Consider the following 20337-nt stretch of genomic DNA (forward strand, 5'->3'; position numbering starts at 1 on the left):
CGGTGACCCACACCCCGCAAGCAGACGTCGTGTTCGAGAACGGCTGGATCTACACCGGCACGGAGGCCCGCCCCCGGCGCGGCGCACTCGCGATCGCCGACGGCCGCATCCTCAGCACCGACCCCGACGAGGTCGCCCGCCTCGCCGAAACCGCCGCCGAGCGCATCGACCTCGCGGGCCGCCTGCTCATCCCCGGCTTCCAGGACGCGCACGTGCACCCCGTCAGCGCCGGCATCGAGCTCCTGAGCTGCAACCTCACCGAGTGCGACACCGCCGACGACGCGCTCGCCACCATCGCCGCCTACGCCGAGGCCCACCCCGAGCTCGACTGGATCCTCGGCGCCGGCTGGTCGATGGACTCCTTCCCCGGCGGCACCCCCACCCGCCGGATGCTCGATGCCGTCGTGCCCGACCGACCCGTCTTCCTCGAGAACCGCGACCACCACGGCGCCTGGTTCAACACGCGCGCCGCCGAACTCGCGGGCATCGACGCGAACACCCCCGACCCGGCCGACGGCCGCTTCGAGCGCGAGACCGACGGCACCCCGGCCGGCACCGCCCACGAGGGCGCGATGGGCCTCTTCGACCGCGTGCGCCCCCGCGCCACCCAGCAGAAGGCCTACGCCGGCCTGCTCGCCGCGCAGGAGCACCTCGTGTCGTTCGGCATCACCGCCTGGCAGGACGCCGCCGTCGGCGAGTTCATGGGCAGCCCCGACACCGTGCCCGTCTACCGGCGCGCCGCGGCCGACGGCACCCTCAAGGTGCGGGTGCGCGGCGCGCAGTGGTGGAACCGCGAAGACGGCGACGCCCAGCTCGAACCGATCCTGGCCCGCCGCGACGAGGCCGCCGCCGAGTGCGACCCCGACCGCCTCTCGCTCGGCTCGGTCAAGGTGATGGTCGACGGCGTCGCCGAGAACTTCACCGCGGCCATGCACGACTGCTACCTCGACCACCACGGGCGCGCCACCGACAACCGCGGCATCTCGTTCTTCGACGCGCGGCAGATGGCCGACTTCGTCACCGCGCTCGATCGCGAGGGCGTGCAGGTGCACTTCCACGCGCTCGGCGACCGCGCCGTCACCGACGCGCTCGACGCGCTCGACCAGGCCCTCTCAACCAACGGCCCCACCGACAACCGCCACCACCTCGCGCACCTGCAGGTCGTGCGCTCCGAGGACGTCGCCCGCTTCGCCCCGCTCGGCGCCACCGCCAACATGCAGGCGCTGTGGGCGTGCCACGAGGACCAGCTCGACGAGCTCACGCTCCCCTTCCTCGCCGGCGACGCCGAGGCGCACCACTACCCCTTCGGCGAACTCGCCGCGACCGGGGCCGCGCTCGCAGCGGGCAGCGACTGGCCCGTGTCGAGCCCCGACCCGATCGCGGCCATCCACGTCGCCGTGAACCGGGTCGCGCCGGGCGCGCAGCGCCCGCCCCTCGGCCCGGAGCACCAGAAGCTCGCCCTCGCGCAGGCCCTCGACGCCTACACGCAGGGCACCGCCCGCATCAACCATCTCGATCACGCGACCGGCCGACTCGTGCCCGGCTACTACGCCGACCTCGCCATCGTCGACCGCAACCTCTTCGAACTGCCCGCGGAGCAGATCGGCGGCGCCGTCGTCGACGAGACCTGGATCGGCGGCGAGCGCGTCTACTCGCGCGCCGAGGGCTCGGATCCGATCGCGGCGGCGCAGCGCGCCCCGCAGCTCGACGCGACGGGCGCAGAGGCGTGACGGGCCGGATCCCCGGGGCCGGCGGCGCACCCGCACCCGACCGCACTCACGCGACAGGCCGCCGCGCGCGATCCCGAACCGCCCGGCTGCTCGCGGCCGCGGGCGTCGGCGCCCTCGCCATCGGCGCACTCGCGGGCTGCGGCCAGAGCGCCGTCGGCCGCGACGCCGGCACCTTCGAGCTGACCGCCCATACGCCCCAGCCCGCGGGCGACATCGACTCCTTCACCTGGGCGCTCGCCACCGAGCCGTACTCCCTCGACCCCGCCTACGCCTTCGACTACGCCGACAACACGGTGCTCTCGAACATGTGCGAGTCGCTGCTGCGCTGGAACTCCGACCTGTCGCAGTCGCCCGGCCTCGCCACCGCGGTCGACCACCCCGACCCGCTGAGCTGGGTCTACACGATCCGCGAGGGCGTGCGGTTCCACGACGGCACCCCGATGACCCCGAACGACGTGGTCGTGTCGCTGAGCCGGCACCTCGACCCCGAGGTCGCCTCGTTCTGGTACGACAGCTTCAAGAACGTCGACACGATCGAGCAGACCGGCGAGCACGAGGTGACCGTGCGCACCGTCGTGCCCGACTCTCAGTTCAACCAGCTCATGTCGGCCGCCCCCGGCGTGATCCAGTCGGCGCAGAGCACCGAGCAGGCCGGCGCCGACTACGGCAACCAGTCCACCGGCGTGAACTGCTCCGGCCCCTTCTCGTTCGGCGAGTGGCGGGCCGGCGAGTCGATCACCCTCGAGCGATTCGACGACTACTGGGATCCCGACCTTCGGGCGAAGGCCGAGCAGATGACCTTCGTCGTGCTGAACGACCCCAACGCACGCGTCAACGCCCTGCAGACCGGCGAGATCGACGGCGCGTGGACGATCCCGAGCAATGCGATCGACGTGCTGCGCGCGAGCGACACCGGCTCCGTCTACTTCGGCACCAACGCGACCGTGCAGAGCCTCATCGTCTCCGACATGGAGGGCCCGCTCGGCGACGCTCGCGTGCGTCAGGCCCTCACCATGTCCATCGACCGGGAGGCGCTGGTGCGCGCGGCCGTGCAGGGCTACGGCAGCCCGAGCGACGCCCTCACGTCGGAGTCGGTGTGGATCAACGGCGATCCCGACGCCGTGCGCGAGGCCTTCGACGACCTGCCCGACCACGACTACGACCTCGAAGCCGCCCGCGAACTCGTGAGGGAGGCCGGAGCCGAGGGCGCGAAGATCACCTACGTCACCGCCTCGCTCGACTCGTCGTTCGACGTGATCTCGCAGGCCGTCGCGTCGGCGGGCCGCGAGATCGGTCTCGACATCGAGATCGAGACACGCACCCCGAACGCCTACACGCTGCTGTTCTCCGACCCCACCGCCATCGAGGGCGTCGACCTGTTCGCCACTACCTGGTACCTGTCGAGCACCGACCCCCTCGAGATGTACGCGGTGATCCGCACGGGCGAGTTCTCCAACTACGGGCAGTGGTCGAACCCCGAGTTCGACGACGTCGTGAACCGGGCGCTGCAGACCGACGACGCGGGCGAGCGCTCGTTCCTCTCGGCCGAAGCGCAGCGCATCGCCAGCGAGGAACTGCCCTGGATCCCGCTGATCGACCTGCCCACCACCCTGTGGATGGGTGATCGGATCACGGGCGTCGACCCGTCCATCTCCTACATGTACTACCCCTGGGCCGCGACGATCGGAAGGGCCGAGCGATGACCGATACCGCAATGGGGGCCGCGCAGACGCGGGCCGTGCGCCTGCAGGAGAGCGAGGGCCGCGGGCCCGGCCGAGGCGCGCGCACCGCGCGCTTCATCGCCGGCCGCATCGTCGGCCTCATGGCGACGCTGTTCGCCGCCTCGCTCGTGGTGTTCTTCTCGCGCTTCGTCGTGCCGGGAGACCCCGCGCGCTTCCTGCTGCGCGGCCGCAGCCCGAGCCCCGAGGCCATCGCCGAGGTGACCCGCCAGTACGGGCTCGACAAGTCGCCCGTCGAGCAGTACCTCAGCTGGATCGGCGGCGTGCTGCGCGGCGACTTCGGCCGCTCGCTGCAGTACCGCGACGACGTGTCGAACGTGCTGCTGCAGCGCCTGCCCGTCACGCTCGAGCTCGTGGCCATGGCCGCGATCCTCATCACCGTGCTGGGCCTCGCGGCCGGCATCTTCGCGAGCCTGAGGCGCGGCCGGTTCGCGGATCGCGCGATCCTCATCACCTCCACCGCGCTCGGCGCGGTGCCGTCGTTCGTGATCGCGATCCTGCTCATCGCCGTCTTCTCCGTGCAGCTCGGCTGGTTCCCCTCGTTCGGCAGCGGCGACGAGGGGCTCGACCGCTTCGTGCACCTCGTGCTGCCGGCCCTCGCGCTCGGCCTCGCCTTCGTGGCGCTCGTCGCACGCGTCACCCGATCCTCGATGAACGAGCAGTTCGTGCGCGAGCACGTCGAGGTGGCCACGAGCCGCGGCCTCACGAAGTCGTCGGTCGTGCTGCGGCACGTGCTGCGCAACGCGATCAGCCCGATCCTGCTCGTGAGCGGCGTACTCGTCGCCGGCCTGCTCGTCTCGAGCGCGATCGTCGAGCAGACCTTCGGCCTCGCCGGCATCGGCTCGCTGCTCGTGCAGTCGGTCGACCGCCTCGACTTCCCCGTCGTGCAGGCGATCGTGCTCGTGGTGGTCGTGGCCTTCGTGACCGTCAACACCGTCGTCGACCTCATCCAACCGCTGATCGATCCGCGCATCGCCGCGGGAACGGAGACCCGATGAGCACCGCAGCCAGCCCCTCGCGCCGCGCAGCGGCCCCGACTCCGTCCGCGCAGCCCGAGGGCACCCGCGCCCTCGCCCTGCCCGTGAAGCCGAAGCGCCGCGGCCTCTTCAGCACCACCGGCCGCATCGCCGTCGTGTTCGTCGCGGCCGTGGTGCTCGCCGCGGCCCTCGCGCCGGTCATCGCACCCTACGATCCCGACCACGTCGACCTGCAGAACGTGCTCGCCGGGCCCGGCTGGGCGCACTGGCTCGGCACCGACGCGCTCGGCCGCGACCTGCTCACCCGGCTCATGTTCGGGGCGCGCACCTCGCTCATCGGCCCCCTCATCGTGGTGGTCGGCTCGACCGCGCTGGGTCTCGTGCTCGGCCTCGTCGCCGCCTGGCGCGGCGGCTGGGTCGACGCCGTGCTCTCGCGGGTCTTCGACTTCCTGTTCTCGTTCCCCGCAATGCTGCTCGCCATGCTCGGCGTCGCCCTCTTCGGCAAGGGGCTGTTCGCCCCCGTGCTCGCCATGACGATCGCCTACATCCCCTACGTGGCGCGGCTCACCCGCGGCCTCATCATCACCGAGCGCTCCCGCCCCTACGTGCAGGCCTACCGCGTGCTCGGCTTCCGCAGCTCGTGGATCGCGTTCACCCGCGTGCTGCCGAACGTCGTGCCCACCGTCGGCGCGCAGTCCACCCTCAACTTCGGCTACGTGCTCGCCGACCTCGCCGCGCTGTCGTTCATCGGCCTCGGCGTGCAGGCGCCCACCGCCGACTGGGGCTCCATGATCAACGAGAGCCGCGGCGCGCTCATGAGCGGGGCCCTGCTGCCCACGTTCGTGCCCGCCGCCGTGGTGGTGCTCGTGGTCGTCGCCATCAACGTGATCGGCGAAGAACTGTCCGACCGAATCGGAGGCAACTTCTCATGACCGCTGCACCTCGCACTCACGCGCACGCCGCCGGCCGGGCCGGCGGTCCGCTGCTGCGGATCGACGACCTCACGCTGCGCGTACCCAGCCGCGGCCCCCTGCTGCACGGCGTCTCCCTGTCGGTCGGCGCCGGCGAGTCGGTCGCCCTCGTCGGCGAGTCCGGATCGGGCAAGTCGCTCACCACCCGGGCCGCACTCGGCCTGTTCCCCGAGCAGGCCGCACTCACCGGCTCGGTGCGCGTCGCCGGCGTCGACACCGTCACCGACTCCCCCGCCGAACTGCGCGCGATCCGCCGCACCCGCGCGTCGATGATCTTCCAGGATCCGCGCTCGGGCATCAACCCCGTGCGCACCCTCGGCGACTTCCTCACCGAGACCCTCGTGCGCTGGCACGGCCTCAGCCGCGCCGACGCCGCCGCCAGGGCGGTCGCCCAGCTCGAACAGGTCGGGCTGCCCCGCGCTTCTGCCTTGCTGGAGCAGTACCCGCACCAGCTGTCGGGCGGCATGCTGCAGCGCGTGATGATCGCGGCCGCGCTGCTCGACGAGCCCGAGCTGCTGCTCTGCGACGAGCCCACCACCGCGCTCGACGTCACCACGCAGGCCGGCATCGTCGAGCTGCTGCGCGAGCAGCAGCAGGCGCGCGGCATGGGAATGCTCTTCATCACCCACGACCTCGGCCTCGCCGCCTCGCTCTGCGAGCGGGTCGTCGTGCTGCGCGGCGGGCTCGTCGTCGAGGAGGGCGCCACCGAGCGCGTGTTCCGCGCCCCGCGCGAGCAGTACACGCGCGAGCTGCTGGCCGCGACGCCGCGCATCGAGCTCGACCGGTTCGGGGCGGCGGGCGCGCCGGATACGCAGGCCGCCACCGCGCCCGGCGCGCCCGCGCCTGACGCGCCTGAGCCCGGCGCGCCGAAGCCCGGGGCGCCCGAGCCTGCGCGGCCCGCGGCCGCGATCCGCGCCGAGAACATCTCGAAGCGCTACCGGGTGCCGGGGCGCGACGACGTGCAGGCGCTGTCGGGGGTCGGCTTCGAGCTGGCGAGGGGCGGATCGCTCGGCATCGTCGGCGAGTCGGGATCGGGCAAGTCGACGCTCGCCCGCATCATCGTGGGCCTCGAGGAGCCGAGCTCGGGCACGCTGACCGTCGACGGCGCCGAGCGGCCGCAGCGGGCGCTGAACGCGGCGGAGCGGCGGGCCCTGGCCGCCCACACGCAGATGGTCTTCCAGGACCCGTATCTCTCGCTCGACCCGCGCATAGCGGTGGGGCGCGCGGTGGCCGACGTGGTGCGGCTGCACCGCGGCGCCTCGCGGTCCGACGCGGAGCGCGAGGCCGCCGCACTGCTCGAGCGGGTCGGGATCCGCCCCGAGCATTCGGCCGCTCGCCCTCGCGGGCTGTCGGGCGGTCAGCGGCAGCGCGTCGCGCTCGCGAAGGCGCTCGCCGCGCAGCCGAGCATGCTCGTGCTCGACGAGGCGACGAGCGCGCTCGACGTGTCGGTGCAGGCGCAGGTGCTCGAGCTCGTCGAGGAGGTGCGCGAGCAGTTCGGCCTCACGATCGTGTTCGTGAGCCACGACCTCGCCGTGGTCTCGCGCGTGTGCGAGGAGACGCTGGTGATGCAGCGCGGGCGGGTCGTGGAGCATGGCCGCACGTCGCAGATCCTCGGCGGTCCCCGCGAGGAGTACACGCGCCGCCTGCTCGACTCGCGGCCCGAGCCGCTGTGGGAGCAGGCGGCGTAGCGGGAGCGGCACGGCGGGGCCGGTTGCTGGAATCCGCCCGACTTCCTCTCATCTCCCCGCTCCGATTCGAGGGGTTTCATCAGAGGAAGTCGGGCCGATTCCGTCAGCTCTTCGGGATCGGGGGCCCCATCCAGAGCAGCAGCGAGAACACCGCCGTCACACCGGCGACGAGGATCGCGAGCGCCCACCAGGGGTGCCGCAGCACCCACGCCTGCACCCGCTCGACGAGGGTGCGGGGCGGCTCGCCGCCCGCCCCGAGGCGCCAGCTGCGCCCGAGCTCGCCTCGACGGTCCAGGACGAGCTCGAAGGGCAGCGTCGCGAACGGCACCACCGCGCTGGCGAGGCCGAGCAGGCCCGTGCCGAACGACCACCGGTCGTTCACCCACACGAACACGGTGATGACGCAGTAGGAGAGGAACACGAAGCCGTGCACCCCGCCCGCCGGGGAGACGAAGGCGTCGGAGACGCCCGTGCCGCGCAGCACGAGCGCGGTGATCAGACCCGCCCAGGTGACGAGTTCTGCGAACGCGAAGGTGCGGAAGAGCAGGCGGGGCGACATACCTCCCAAGCTATCGATCACCGCCTGGGAGAGCGGCGAACGGGTTGAGCACTCGGCGACCTGCCGCGAGGGGACCGGGCCGCGTCGGCGGTGAACCCCCTCAGCCCGCGTCGGCGCCGTCCGTCCCGGGATCCGCGGACGCCGTCCCCGTGTCGACCCGTCGCGGATCGGTCGCCGACCCCGCCGCCGCGTCGGCCTTTCGCGCGATGCTCTGGAGCAGCAGGTCCAGGCCCAGTTCGAAGACCGACGGGTCGTCGATGGCGGGAATGTGCGGAGCCAGCTCGAAGATCGTCGGGTACTTCCTCGGCGAGACGTGGTGGTAGTCCTCCCTCCAGGCTGCTTTATCGGCCTCGCGCGTCGCCTCGGGCAGCGACATGAACGCCGCCTCCTCGTACGCGAACGCCAGCACCCACTCGGAGATCACCCGGTAGAGCACCGCCGCGTCCTCGTCGCTGAATCCAGCGCGCCGAAGAGTGGAGAGGAAGTTCTCGACTCCCTGGAACTCGTACTGGCTTCGGGAGGTTCGCGCCATGACGAAGGAACCCACTCGGGGCGAGTTGTAGTGCGCCGCGCGCAGACGGAGGCAGAGGTCGCGCAGCGAGACCAACCAATCGGGATCGGGCGTGAACGTCTTCATCGCGTCTTCGTTGAGACGATCCACGAGCGCGAGGGTCAGCTCGTTCTTGTCGCGGAAGTGCCGGTATATCGCCGAGGGGTGCACCCCCAGCTCGGCGCCGAGGCGGCGAAACGTGAGCGCATCGCCCCCCGATTCCTCGACGATCCTGATCGACGCGTCGACGATCCTCCGCCGGCTCAGTACGCCGCGCGTCTTCCCCCGTTTGGTTCCGTCCATAAGTCTCCTCGATGCCCCCCTGCGTTCATAAACCTATCCTGATGTGTTCTCGCGGGCTTCCGGTCGGCGGCGCGTCGAGCACCGGACCGCACTGGTCACGCTCCCGTCGCCGGGCTCCGCGTCCATCGCTCGGCGAGACTCGCGCCGGCCGCCTCCAGATAGTGCAGGGCGTGCGCGCGCGAGGTCCGCGCATCGCCCGCGAGATCCACGAGAGCCCGGCTGTCGGCGAAGTCAGCAGCGTCCTCTTCGATCAGCCCGGCGACCAGCATCACCGGCACATCGTGCCGGCGTGCGAGTTCGCGCACCCGCCACGGCACCTTCCCCCCGGCGCTCTGACGATCGAACTTCCCCTCGCCCGTGATGACGACATCGGCCGCCTCCAAAGCCCGCGGCACTCCGATCGTGTTCGCGACGGCTTCTGCCCCGCTCATCAGCGATGCGCCGAGCCAGGCCAGCGCGCTGCCAGCACCTCCCGCAGCTCCGTATCCGGCAGTCGCCGCGCTCAGACCGAGCCGAGAGGCGAAATGAGCCAATCCCGCATCCGCCGCGGCGATCTGCGCGGCCGACATGCCTTTCTGAGGGCCGAAGACGGCCGCGGCGCCGCAGTCCCCCACCAGCGGCGCGTCGACGTCGCTCCACACGCACATGCCGTCCGGAGGGAGAGTGATGAGTCCAGCCTCGTCCACGGAGGCGATCTCGGCGAGCCCGCGGTTGCCCAACGCGATCCGTTCGCCGCCCCGATCGAGCAATTCGACCCCGAGGGCGAGGAGTATTCCGGCGCCTCCGTCGGTCGAGCAGCTGCCCCCGAGCCCGACGTGCACCCGTCTCGCACCCGATTCGACGGCCGAACGAATCGCCTCACCCGTACCGAAACTGTGCGCGTCGAGGGGGTGGAACTCCGGAAGGCCCGTCGACTCGTCTCGGTCGAGCAGCAGCAGACCGCTGGCAGCGGCGAGTTCGACGACCGCTTCGCCGTTCGGCAGGGAGAGCCAGGAGGTGGTGTGACGCCGACCGAGGGGCCCGAGCACCTCCACCGGAACGTGCTCGGAGCCGGGCACCGCGGCGTGCACGGCGTCGAGGGTCCCCTCTCCGCCGTCGGCCATCGGACGCAGGTCGAACGTGTCCTCCGGGCGCACCGAGCGCCAGCCTCGTGCGAGCGCGAGCGCCGCGTCGGCGGCCGATGCCGACCCCTTGAACGAGTCGGGTGCGAGCAGGACGCGAGCCACGTCAGGCGGTTCTCACCGAGTGGCGCTGCGCATCGGCGAGCACCCGCTCCCGCACCGGCGCGCTGCGTTCGACGGTGGTCGTCTCCACGAGCGCGGCGAGCCGTGCGAGATGGTCTCCGCGAAGGTCGGCGTCGCCCTGTTCGACCAGCACCGGTCCGAGCTCCTCGAACAGTTCGGTGAGCTGCGCCACGGCCGCGCGATGTCGCGCCTCACCCTCGAAGAACACGGCTTGCCTGTCGTCTCGGCTTCGGCCGACCGGCTGCTGCGAGAGCGAGAAGAACCGTCGGTTCACTCGGTCGAAGACGGAGTCGGCGATCGGCGCGAATGCGGGGAAGGCGGCCTCGATCCTTCGCTGGAGACGCTCGGTCTCCCACCACAGGTCGGCGCCGGCGGCGTCGACCGGCTGCTCGAAGGTGCCGAAGTCATCGAGATCGACCCACACCTGGATGAGCCCGGCGTGTCTCGGAGCCGACGCGGAGACTCCGATGCGGCAGAGCTCGGGGGCCGCGTCGAGCTCGGCGATGATGGTGGCCGCCGTCTCGCTTCCCGCGGGATCCTGCGCGTACATGCAGATCGCCCCCTCAGACCGGGGGCCGGGCCGGAGCGCCTCGGCGGGGCCGTCGCCCAGGTCGCGCAGCACCTGGTGGATGTCCCGCAGCCGGAGCCCTCGCCCCGACCGCTCGAGTTCTTGCAGCAGATGCGAGCTGCGGTCGAAACGGCGGGCGCAGCCGTCGAGATCCGGCAGGTGCTCGTCCCCGTACGCACGCGCGAAATCGAACGGCGTCCCGGCGTCCGGGTCGAACCAGCCGCGCGCCACGGCTTCGTCGACCGCCCCGTCGGAGATCCTGGTGTAGTCCGATCCGATCGTGTACAGATTCGACATCGCGGCGACCCCGGTCACCCGTTTCGCGACCCAGTGACGCCCGGCGGTCTGCACGAGCCAGGCCGTCGACGGATCCGCGATCACGAAGCCGTTGTCGTAGCTCTCCAGGATCACCGTGTTGGTGGGGCCCGACTGCCCGTGCTCCTCCACCAGCGCGAGCAAGCACTCCAGAGCCTCGTCCGCGGTCGTGGACCGTTCGAGGGTGAGCCGCAGCAGATCCATGCCGAGCAGCCCCGCCTCGAGCCGCGGGGGCAGTTTCGACCAGAGCGCCTCGTTGCCCATCGCCACGCCGTGCTCGTTCACACCGTGCTCGAACCCCCACATCCACCAGGGCCGAGAGCCGACGACGCGGGCGGTGCGGGCGACCTGCGGTACCGAGACGAACGTGCAGTCGACGCTCGTTCCCGGAGCGTGCTCGGCACCGGGGACGAGCGTCAGATACTGCGCCTCGTTCGGGTGGCGATCGGAGTTCTTCCCGAAGAGCGTGCGTCCGGTCGCACTGGACTCGGCTGCGACCACAACGGTGTCGCAGGACCGGACTCGCGGCTTGGCAGGGATGATCACAGTGGGGTTCCTCAAGAGTTGGTCGTTGGGCGCGGGCCGTTCAGGCACGGGCGTCGAAGGGAAGCGAGTAGCGATCGCGGTCTCGCCACTCGGGCCCCGGGATCGATGCGCGCAGGTGCTGCGTGTAGGGATGGTTCGGATGATCGAGGATCTCGGCGGTGCTGCCGCGCTCGACGATCTCGCCGCGGTACATGACGACCGCGGTCTCGGTGATCTGCCGCACCACGCCGAGGTCGTGCGAGATGAAGAGGTACGCCACCCCGGTGGCCTCCCGGATGTCGGACAGCAGGTTCAGCACCTGCGCCTGCACGGAGACGTCGAGGGCGGCGACCGCCTCGTCGAGCACGACCAGACGAGGTTCCGGCGCAAGCGCACGCGCGATCGCGACGCGCTGGCGCTGGCCGCCCGACATGTCCTTCGGCCGCGCGTTCAGCAGACGTCCGCTGAGGCCCACCAGATCGAAGAGCTCGACCACACGTCGCTCCCGCGCGCCCGGGTCGCCGCCGCCGTGCAGCTTGAGCACGCTGCGGATCGACTCCGACACCGTCATGCGGGGGTCGAGGGAGCTGTACGGATCCTGGAACACCATCTGCGCGATGCGACCGAACGCGCGACGCTCCGCCGCGGGCGGGTGAGCGCTGCGCTCCGCGCCGAAGACCCTCACCGCGCCCGCGGTCTGCGCCTCCAGCCCCATGACGATCTTCGCCGTGGTCGTCTTGCCCGAACCGGACTCGCCGACGATGGCGAGCGAGCCGCCCTCCTCGAGGGTCAGGCTCACGTCGCGCACGGCGTGCACCTCGCCTCGGCGAGTGCGATAGGTCTTCTGCAGACCGATGATCTCGAGCGCGGGAGCGGCGCCCGAGGCCCCGTCCTGCGCGCCGTCCGTCTTCATCCGCGCGCTCATGCCTCGGCTCCCTCTGTCGCTTCATCGCCGAACCGCCACGTGACGGTCGGCAGGCGGTCGGCCCTCCGATCGACCGACGGCCGTGCAGCCGCCAGCTGGCGCGAATAGGGGTGGCTCGGGTTCGCCTCGAACGCCGCCTCCGACTGCGTCTCGAGGATCCTGCCCGAGTTCATCACGCTGATGGTGTCGCACGTCGCGGTCGCGAGTTCGAGATCGTGCGTGATCAGCAGCATCGCCATGCCCGTGCGCTCGCGCAGATCCTTGAGGATCGACATCACCTCCGCCTGCGTGGTGACGTCGAGCGCGGTGGTCGGCTCGTCGGCGAGGATCACCTTCGGCTGCGCGAGCACGACCGATGCGATCATGACGCGCTGCAGCATGCCCCCGGAGAACTCGTGCGGATACTGGTCGAGCTTCTCCTCGGGGGCGGCGAGGCCCACGTCGCCCAGGGCCGCGGCCGCACGTCGACGCGCCTCGGCGCGGCGCGCCCCGCCGTCGCGCAGGGTCTCGGTCAAGAACTCGCCGATCGTCCGCACCGGGTTGATGTGGGCCTTCGGGTCCTGGAAGATGATCGACACGTCCGAGCCGCGATACGCCCGCAGCTCGGCGGGTCGCATGGCGAGCACCTCGCGGCCCTCGAAGCGGACGAATCCGCTGGTCTTCGCCCCCTTCGGGAGGATCTGCAGGATGGCCTTCGTCGTCATCGACTTGCCCGAGCCCGACTCCCCGACCATCGCGAGCGCCTGCCCGTGATGCAACCGCAGGGACACGTCGTGCAGGATCCTCGTCGCGCCGAAATCGACGCAGAGATCAGCGCACTCAATCACCGGCGACATGACTCGCCTCCCATCTTTCACTGAGTCGATCGCTGAGCAGGGTCACGCAGACGACGAGAATCACGATCAGCGCGCCCGCGTACACGGATTCCTCGGGGTAGCCGCGCAGGATCGAGGCCTGCCCGTTCGCGATCATCTGCCCCCAGTCGGCGGTGGGCGGCTGCACCCCGAGCCCCAGGTAGGAGATCGCGGCGAGATCGACCACGGCCCAGCCGAACACGATGGCCGCCTGCGCGAACACCAGCGGCAGCACGTTCGGAAGGATGTTTCGCATCGTGATGAAGTAGCCGGAGAAGCCCTGGATCACACTGGCCTGCACGAAGGGCATCTGCCGCTGCTTGATCGCCGCTGAACGCACGACCCTCGCGATGTAGGGGACGTACGAGATCGACAGGGCGAGCGCGACCGAGAAGAGACCCGGACCGAGCAGCACCGTCGAGATCAGAGCGAGCAGCAGCGCCGGGAACGCGAAGACCATGTCGAGCGCTCGCGATATGAGCGCGTCGACGAACCCCCCTCGCCAGGCGGCGAAGACCGCGAGCGCCGTGCCCACGACCGTCGAGACGGCCACGACGAGCAGCGGCCCGAGCAGGGCGGTTCGAGCGCCCCAGAGCAGCCGGGACAGAAGGTCGCGCCCGTTCGCGTCGGTGCCGAGGGGGTGATCGAGGCTCGCCGGGAGCAGCGCTTCGGAGAGCGACACCCGGTTGGGGTCGTAGGGGGCGATGAGCGGCGCCAGCAACCCGGCTGCGAGCAGCAGCACGATGACGCCGAGGGTGATCGCGTCGGCCAGGGGCGGCTTGCGAAGCCACCGGGGGACCGGGATCCTCCGCACACGCGGATCCCGCACATCGGCGTGTTCGTTCGTCTGCACGGGAATGCTCACTGTCCGCTTCCGATCGTGATTCTGGGGTCGAGTACGAGATAGAACAGGTCGACGAGCAGGTTCATGAGCACGAACGCGACCACGAGTATCAGTGCGATGGCCTGCACCACCGGGTAGTCGCGCTGGAAGATCGACTGCACGAGCAGCGCCCCGACCCCGCTCAGCCCGAACGCGCTCTCCACGATGACGGTGCCCGCGATGAGGCCCGTGGCCGTGAGCCCGCCGACGGTCACGATGGGGATCGCGGCGTTGCGCAGAATGTGCCGGCGCACGACCCGGCCGCTCGCGACGCCGCGCGCCTGGGCCGTGAGCACGTGCTCCTTCGACGCCTCTTCGCGGATGCTGCTGCGGGTCACCCGCACGACGTAGGCCGTAGCGCTGAGGGCGAGCGCGATCGCCGGCAGCGTGAGGTGCCAGAGACGGTCGCCGAGATCCTCGCCGGACCCGAAGACCGGGAACCAGCCGAGCCCCACCGCGAACACCGCGATCAGCACGATCGCAGCGACGAACGACGGCACCGCGAGGCCCACAGCCGCCGAGGCGCTGATGACACGGTCCCAGAGGCGCGAACCGAGCCCGGAGATCAGGCCGAGCGCGATGCCGAAGACCATGATGAGCAGGGTGGCGTACAGCACGAGCACGCCGGTCACTTCGAGGCGGGGCCCGATGAGACCGAGGATGCTCTCCTTGAAGACGAAGGAGTTGCCGAAGTCTCCGCGCAGCACGCCGGAGATCCAGTGGAAGTACTGGATGATCACCGGATCATCCAGATGGTACTGCGCACGCACGCGCGCGATCGTCTCGGCGGTCACACCCGGCCCGCCGACGAGAGCGGCGATGGGACTGCCCGGCGCGTATTGCAGCGCGACGAAGACGATGAAGCTCGTCACGAACAGCGTCGCGACGAGCGCGCCGGCTCGCTTGATGATGAAGAGGAGCATCTGTGGTTCTCAATCCGAGGCAGGGCCTCGCACCGGATCGGTGGAGCGGCAGCAGTGGCGCCGCTCCACCGATCCGACCGGTCAGGGGGTGCCGACCTGCGCGCCCCAGGGCGAGTAGAGGTCGATGAACGACGCCGGCGCGCCCGTGACGCGATCGTTCATGTAGAGGGTGTTCGCGAGGTGCACGACGGGGATCCAGGGGACGTCCTCGACCAGCGTCGCCTGCGCCTTCACCACGAGCTCTGCGCGCTTGGTCTCATCGAGTTCGCTGAGCGCGGCCGTCAGATCGGCGTTCACGTCGGCGTTGGAGTAGCCGCTGAAGTTGTACGAAGAGGCGCCTTCGATGAACATCGAGTACACGTCGAGAGGCTCGGGGGTGTTCGCGTACCAGATCGTCATCCACGCATCCACACCGGCCTGCGTCTCGGGGTCGAAGAAGATCGTCTGGTAGCCGGTCGAGGGCATGGGCTTCAGCTCGAGCTTCAGGCCGATCTGCTCGGCCGCCGACTGGGCCTCGTTCGCCACCTGCACCATCGAGGTGTCGCCCGAGTTGTAGGCGAGCACGATGGTGTCGGTCGGCGATCCGGCTTCCGCGACGAGCGCCTTCGCCGCCTCGAGGTCGACCTCGGCCGGAGCGATCTCCGCGGCGGCCTCTTCGAAGACCTCGGGGGCGTACCCCCAAGCCGTCGACGAGACGAGCGTGTTCGCCGGCTCGGCAGCACCGGCGAAGACGTTCGAGGCAATCGCCTCGCGGTCGAGCGCGAGCGAGAGCGCCTTGCGGATCTTGGGATCCGCGAAGGCGCCTTCCCGGGCTCCCCCGATGATGTCGAAGGTGATCAGGCTCTCGCCGAGGTACAGGGTGCCCGACGGCGACGCCTGCAGCTGGGCGATGCTCGACGCCGGCACCTGGTACATGCCGTCGAGCTGGCCCGTCATCAGCGCATTGGTCTGCGTGGAGGGTTCGGGCAGGAAGCTGAACTCGATCCTGTCGCTGAGGGCGGCGCGCTCGGTGTTCCAGTAGTTCTCGTTCTTCGTCATGACGAGCGATGTGCCGGGAGTCCACGAATCGAACTGGAAGGGGCCGGTGCACATGACACCCGTGCTGGGCGCACCGAACTCGGCGCCGGCGTTCTCGGTGAAGGCCTGCTGGACGATGGCCGTGGCGGCGGTCGAGAGACCGGCCTCGAAGAGGACGTCGGGCTGTGCGAGCTTGACGGTGACCTCACGCTCGCCGGTGGCCTCCACCGACTGCACGTTGGTGTAGTTCTGGGAGAAGTAGGAGGCGACCTCGGGGTCGAGGTTGCGGTTGAGAGAGAACGCCACGTCTTCTGCGGTGAGCGGCGTGCCGTCCCAGAAGGTCACACCGTCGCGGATCGTGAACACGTAGGTGGTGTCGTCGGGCCGCTCGGTCTCCTCCGCGAGGCTCGGCGAGGACGAGAAATCGGGGTTCAGCACGTACAGGCTCTCGCACATGTTCGCGTCGGCCTGATTCTCGGCGTAGTTGAACGAGTGGGCCGGGTCGACCGTCGCGGGCTCGTAGTAGAACCCCCACGAGATCGTGCCGGCGTTGCCGGACGCTTCAGGGGTGGTCTGCGACCATTCCGCGCCGTCGTTCGACGCGGCCGGCTCGCCGCCGCGGGCTCCGGCGCACGCCGTCAGCGCAAGCGCCCCCGCCGTGACGATTGTGGAGAGCGCGAGGGCTCTCTTCCGTGTGACTCCCATTGTCTTCGGTTCTCCTTCTCCTCATTGAGTGGGGCTTGCACCACCTCTGATGCTTCGACCCGTAGGTAGTGAACCAGAAAGACAACACTAATGTCAACACGCGTTCACTTGAATGCGTCGAAACCCTGCAACTGCATCCCGTCGCTGGCGCGAAAAAGAGGCCCGGACCTGCGAAACATCGCGGGTCCGGGCCTCTCGGAAGCCCTGTGGGGCCGGCCTAGATCAGGGGCGTCAGAAGTCCCAGTCCTCGTCTTCGGTGGCGACGGCCTTGCCGATCACGTAGCTCGAGCCGGAGCCCGAGAAGAAGTCGTGGTTCTCGTCGGCGTTGGGCGACAGCGCCGAGAGGATGGCCGGGTTGACGTCGGTCATCTCCTTCGGGAACATCGGCTCGTAGCCGAGGTTCATGAGCGCCTTGTTCGCGTTGTAGTGCAGGAACTTCTTCACGTCTTCGGTGAGGCCCACCGGGTCGTAGAGATCCTGCGTGTACTTCACCTCGTTCTCGTAGAGGTCGTACAGCAGCGCGAACGTGTAGTCCTTGAGCTCCTGGCGGCGCTCCTCGGTCTCCTGCTCGAGGCCCTTCTGGAACTTGTAGCCGATGTAGTAGCCGTGCACGGCCTCATCGCGGATGATGAGGCGGATCAGGTCTGCCGTGTTGGTGAGCTTGGCGTGGCTCGACCAGTACATCGGCAGGTAGAAGCCCGAGTAGAAGAGGAACGACTCGAGCAGCGTCGAGGCGACCTTGCGCTTCAGCGGGTCGTCGCCCTCGTAGTAGTCGACGATGATCTGCGCCTTCTTCTGCAGGTTGGGGTTCTCGACCGACCAGCGGAACGCGTCGTCGATCTCCTGCGTGGAACACAGCGTCGAGAAGATCGACGAGTAGCTCTTCGCGTGCACCGACTCCATGAACGCGATGTTCGTGTAGACGGCCTCCTCGTGCGGCGTGATCGCATCCGGGATCAGCGACACCGCGCCGACCGTGCCCTGGATCGTGTCGAGCAGGGTGAGGCCGGTGAACACCCGCATGGTGAGCAGCTTCTCGGCGTCGGTGAGCGTCGCCCACGACTGCACGTCGTTCGAGAGCGGCACCTTCTCGGGCAGCCAGAAGTTGTTGACCAGGCGGTTCCAGACCTCGAGATCCTTGTCGTCCTCGATCCGGTTCCAGTTGATCGCCTGCACGGCGTGACCCAGCTTGAAGTTCATCGAATTTTCCTTATGCGTCATCCTGCGCGGATCGCAGGATCTCTTCTCACGTCGGGGTTGGATCCTGCGATTCGCGTCGCTCGCGCAGGATGGCAGATGCTCAGAGCATGCAGCTGACGCACTCGGACATGTCGGTGCCCTCGAGCGCGAGCTGGCGCAGACGGATGTAGTAGATCGTCTTGATGCCCTTGCGCCACGCGTAGATCTGCGCCCTGTTGATGTCCCGGGTGGTCGCCGTGTCCTTGAAGAACAGCGTGAGCGAGAGGCCCTGGTCGACGTGCTGCGTGGCCGCGGCGTAGGTGTCGATGATCTTCTCGGCGCCGATCTCGTAGGCGTCCTGGTAGTACTCCAGGTTCTCGTTCGTCATGAACGGCGCCGGGTAGTAGACACGACCCAGCTTGCCCTCCTTGCGGATCTCGATCTTCGAGGCGATCGGGTGGATCGACGAGGTCGAGTTGTTGATGTACGAGATCGAGCCGGTGGGCGGCACCGCCTGCAGGTTCTGGTTGTAGATGCCGTGCTGCATGACGCTGGCCTTGAGCTCGCGCCAGTCGTCCTGGGTGGGGATCTCGATGCCCGCGTTCGCGAACATCTCGCGCACCCGCTCGGTGGCCGGGACCCAGGGCTGCTCGGTGTACTTGTCGAAGAACTCGCCCGACGCGTACTTCGAATCCTCGAAGCCGCCGAAGGTGCGGCCCAGCTCGATCGAGATGCGGTTCGATGCGCTCAGCGCGTGGAAGAGCACCGTGTAGAAGTAGATGTTGGTGAAGTCGATGCCCTCTTCGGAGCCGTAGTGCACGTGCTCGCGGGCGAGGTAGCCGTGCAGATTCATCTGGCCGAGGCCGATGGCGTGCGACTGCTCGTTGCCGTCCTCGATGGAGCGCACCGAGGTGATGTGGCTCATGTCGCTCACCGCGGTCAGGGCGCGGATCGCGAGATCGACGGTGCCGCCCAGGTCGCCGCCGTCCATCGCCGCCGCGATGTTCATCGACCCGAGGTTGCAGGAGATGTCCTTGCCGATCTGGTCGTAGCTCAGATCCTCGTGGTAGGTGGTCGGGGTGTTGACCTGCAGGATCTCGGAGCACAGGTTCGACATGTTGATGCGGCCCTTGATCGGGTTGGCCCGGTTCACCGTGTCCTCGAACACGATGTAGGGGTAGCCCGACTCGAACTGCAGCTCGGCGATGGTCTGGAAGAAGTGGCGCGCGTTGATCTTGTACTTCTTGATGCGCGCGTCGTTGACCATCTCGTAGTACTTCTCGCTGATCGAGAGGTCGCCGAAGGGCACGCCGTAGACGCGCTCGACGTCGTAGGGCGAGAACAGGTACATGTCCTCGTTGTTCTTCGCGAGCTCGAAGGTGATGTCGGGCACCACGACGCCCAGCGAGAGGGTCTTGATGCGGATCTTCTCGTCGGCGTTCTCGCGCTTCGTGTCGAGGAAGCGCATGATGTCGGGGTGGTGCGCGTTCAGGTACACCGCGCCGGCGCCCTGGCGCGCGCCGAGCTGATTGGCGTAGCTGAAGCTGTCCTCGAGCAGCTTCATCACGGGGATGATGCCGGAGGACTGGTTCTCGATCTTCTTGATGGGAGCGCCCGACTCGCGGATGTTCGAGAGCAGCAGGGCGACGCCGCCGCCGCGCTTCGAGAGCTGCAGCGACGAGTTGATGCCGCGCGAGATCGACTCCATGTTGTCTTCGATGCGTAGCAGGAAGCAGGAGACGAGCTCGCCGCGCTGGGCCTTGCCCAGGTTGAGGAAGGTGGGGGTCGCGGGCTGGAAGCGCCCCGAGATGATCTCGCGCATGATGCCGCGCGCGAGCTCGTGGTCGCCCTGGGCGAGGCCGAGCGCGACCATCACCACGCGATCCTCGAAGCGCTCGAGGTAGCGCTTGCCGTCGAACGTCTTGAGGGCGTACGAGGTGAAGAACTTGAAGGCGCCGAGGAACGTCGGGAAGCGGAACTTCATCGCGAACGCCTCGTCGCGCAGCTGCTCGATGAAGTCGATCGGGTACTGCTCGATCAGCTCGCGCTCGTAGTAGTCGTTGTCGAGCAGGTAGCGGATGCGCTCCTCGAAGGAGTGGAAGAACACCGTGTTCTGATTGACATGCTGCAGGAAGTACTGGCGCGCGGCCTCGCGATCCTTGTCGAACTGGATCTTGCCGTCGGCGTCGTACAGGTTGAGCATCGCGTTCAGCGAGTGGAAATCCATGTCGCTGATCTTCGACGACTCGTGGCCGGCCTCCATCACTGCTGCTTCCAAAACTGTTCCAATCCTTCTTGGACGGCGGTGACGTCGTCCGGGGTTCCAAAGAGTTCGAATCGATAGAGGAAGGGCACGCGGCACTTCCGGGCGATGATGTCGCCCGCGATCCCGTAGGCCTCACCGAAGTTGGTGTTGCCGGCCGCCATCACGCCGCGCAACATCTTGCGGTTGCGCTCGTCGTTCAGAAAGCGGATCACCTGCTTGGGCACGGCCCGTGTCTCGGGGCCGCCGCCGTAGGTGGGGACGAGCAGCACGTAGGGCTCGTCGACCACGAGCGGCTCGTCGCGCGAGTGGAGGGGGATGCGCAGGGCGGGGCGATCGAGCTTCTGCACGAAGCGGTGCGTGTTGCCCGAGACGCTGGAGAAGTACACCAGGTCGGTCATGCTCTTCACCTCCGTGCG

Annotated in this window: 17 protein-coding genes; 5 read left to right on the forward strand and 12 right to left on the reverse strand. The window is 69.1% G+C overall.

The features are described from left to right. Nucleotides 1-2 precede the first annotated feature (2 nt). Genes Leucomu_RS14125 through Leucomu_RS14145 form a run of 5 tightly spaced genes read left to right on the forward strand, consistent with a single transcriptional unit; the run spans nucleotide 3 to nucleotide 7105 of the window. Nucleotides 3-1730 (forward strand): amidohydrolase, encoded by a 1728-nt coding sequence (locus tag Leucomu_RS14125; RefSeq protein ID WP_128387606.1) that lies wholly within the window; start codon nucleotides 3-5, stop codon nucleotides 1728-1730. Further along, nucleotides 1727-3433 (forward strand): ABC transporter substrate-binding protein, encoded by a 1707-nt coding sequence (locus tag Leucomu_RS14130; protein WP_128387607.1) that lies wholly within the window; start codon nucleotides 1727-1729, stop codon nucleotides 3431-3433. The genes Leucomu_RS14125 and Leucomu_RS14130 overlap by 4 nt, the downstream gene beginning before the upstream one ends. Continuing rightward, nucleotides 3430-4467 carry an ABC transporter permease gene (locus tag Leucomu_RS14135; RefSeq protein WP_031289474.1) on the forward strand — a complete coding sequence of 346 codons (1038 nt, stop codon included), beginning with the start codon at nucleotides 3430-3432 and terminating at the stop codon, nucleotides 4465-4467. The genes Leucomu_RS14130 and Leucomu_RS14135 overlap by 4 nt, the downstream gene beginning before the upstream one ends. Next, nucleotides 4464-5378 (forward strand): ABC transporter permease, encoded by a 915-nt coding sequence (locus Leucomu_RS14140; protein WP_017882595.1) that lies wholly within the window; start codon nucleotides 4464-4466, stop codon nucleotides 5376-5378. The genes Leucomu_RS14135 and Leucomu_RS14140 overlap by 4 nt, the downstream gene beginning before the upstream one ends. Further along, complete coding sequence (locus Leucomu_RS14145; RefSeq protein ID WP_128387608.1) at nucleotides 5375-7105, forward strand: ABC transporter ATP-binding protein; 1731 nt, start codon at nucleotides 5375-5377, stop codon at nucleotides 7103-7105. The genes Leucomu_RS14140 and Leucomu_RS14145 overlap by 4 nt, the downstream gene beginning before the upstream one ends. A gap of 103 nt (nucleotides 7106-7208) precedes the next feature. Here Leucomu_RS14145 and Leucomu_RS14150 read toward each other — a convergent pair whose 3' ends face one another. The 12 genes from Leucomu_RS14150 to nrdI all read right to left on the reverse strand — a co-directional run bounded on the left by Leucomu_RS14150 (nucleotide 7209) and on the right by nrdI (nucleotide 20319). Beyond that, nucleotides 7209-7664, reverse strand: coding sequence for a DUF3817 domain-containing protein (locus Leucomu_RS14150; protein WP_128387609.1), 456 nt, complete (start codon nucleotides 7662-7664; stop codon nucleotides 7209-7211). Nucleotides 7665-7764: 100 nt separating this feature from the next. Further along, on the reverse strand, nucleotides 7765-8517 hold the full coding sequence (locus tag Leucomu_RS14155) for a TetR/AcrR family transcriptional regulator (protein WP_128387610.1): 753 nt from the start codon (nucleotides 8515-8517) through the stop codon (nucleotides 7765-7767). Nucleotides 8518-8612: 95 nt separating this feature from the next. Next, entirely contained in the window at nucleotides 8613-9743 is a 1131-nt protein-coding gene (locus Leucomu_RS14160) for a glycerate kinase (RefSeq protein WP_128387611.1), read from the reverse strand. Nucleotide 9744: 1 nt separating this feature from the next. Further along, nucleotides 9745-11190 (reverse strand): C69 family dipeptidase, encoded by a 1446-nt coding sequence (locus tag Leucomu_RS14165; protein ID WP_128387612.1) that lies wholly within the window; start codon nucleotides 11188-11190, stop codon nucleotides 9745-9747. A 40-nt stretch (nucleotides 11191-11230) separates the two neighbouring features. Beyond that, a complete protein-coding gene (locus Leucomu_RS14170; protein WP_228407120.1) occupies nucleotides 11231-12094 on the reverse strand; it encodes an ABC transporter ATP-binding protein in 864 nt (287 codons plus the stop codon). Continuing rightward, nucleotides 12091-12930 (reverse strand): ABC transporter ATP-binding protein, encoded by an 840-nt coding sequence (locus tag Leucomu_RS14175; protein WP_128387613.1) that lies wholly within the window; start codon nucleotides 12928-12930, stop codon nucleotides 12091-12093. Before Leucomu_RS14175 ends, Leucomu_RS14170 begins: the two co-directional genes overlap by 4 nt. Then, complete coding sequence (locus Leucomu_RS14180; protein ID WP_228407121.1) at nucleotides 12914-13801, reverse strand: ABC transporter permease; 888 nt, start codon at nucleotides 13799-13801, stop codon at nucleotides 12914-12916. Before Leucomu_RS14180 ends, Leucomu_RS14175 begins: the two co-directional genes overlap by 17 nt. An 8-nt stretch (nucleotides 13802-13809) precedes the next feature. Next, a complete protein-coding gene (locus Leucomu_RS14185; protein ID WP_128387614.1) occupies nucleotides 13810-14754 on the reverse strand; it encodes an ABC transporter permease in 945 nt (314 codons plus the stop codon). Between the two features lie 81 nt (nucleotides 14755-14835). Beyond that, entirely contained in the window at nucleotides 14836-16476 is a 1641-nt protein-coding gene (locus tag Leucomu_RS14190) for an ABC transporter substrate-binding protein (RefSeq protein WP_128387615.1), read from the reverse strand. 231 nt (nucleotides 16477-16707) lie between these two features. Then, nucleotides 16708-17676, reverse strand: coding sequence for a class 1b ribonucleoside-diphosphate reductase subunit beta (gene nrdF, locus Leucomu_RS14195; RefSeq protein ID WP_017883935.1), 969 nt, complete (start codon nucleotides 17674-17676; stop codon nucleotides 16708-16710). A gap of 100 nt (nucleotides 17677-17776) precedes the next feature. Then, complete coding sequence (nrdE, locus tag Leucomu_RS14200; protein WP_128387895.1) at nucleotides 17777-19918, reverse strand: class 1b ribonucleoside-diphosphate reductase subunit alpha; 2142 nt, start codon at nucleotides 19916-19918, stop codon at nucleotides 17777-17779. Then, nucleotides 19918-20319 carry a class Ib ribonucleoside-diphosphate reductase assembly flavoprotein NrdI gene (gene nrdI / locus Leucomu_RS14205; protein ID WP_128387616.1) on the reverse strand — a complete coding sequence of 134 codons (402 nt, stop codon included), beginning with the start codon at nucleotides 20317-20319 and terminating at the stop codon, nucleotides 19918-19920. The genes nrdE and nrdI overlap by 1 nt, the downstream gene beginning before the upstream one ends. Between the last annotated feature and the right edge of the window lie 18 nt (nucleotides 20320-20337).

It is taken from the genome of Leucobacter muris (assembly GCF_004028235.1).
Lineage (GTDB): Bacteria > Actinomycetota > Actinomycetes > Actinomycetales > Microbacteriaceae > Leucobacter > Leucobacter muris.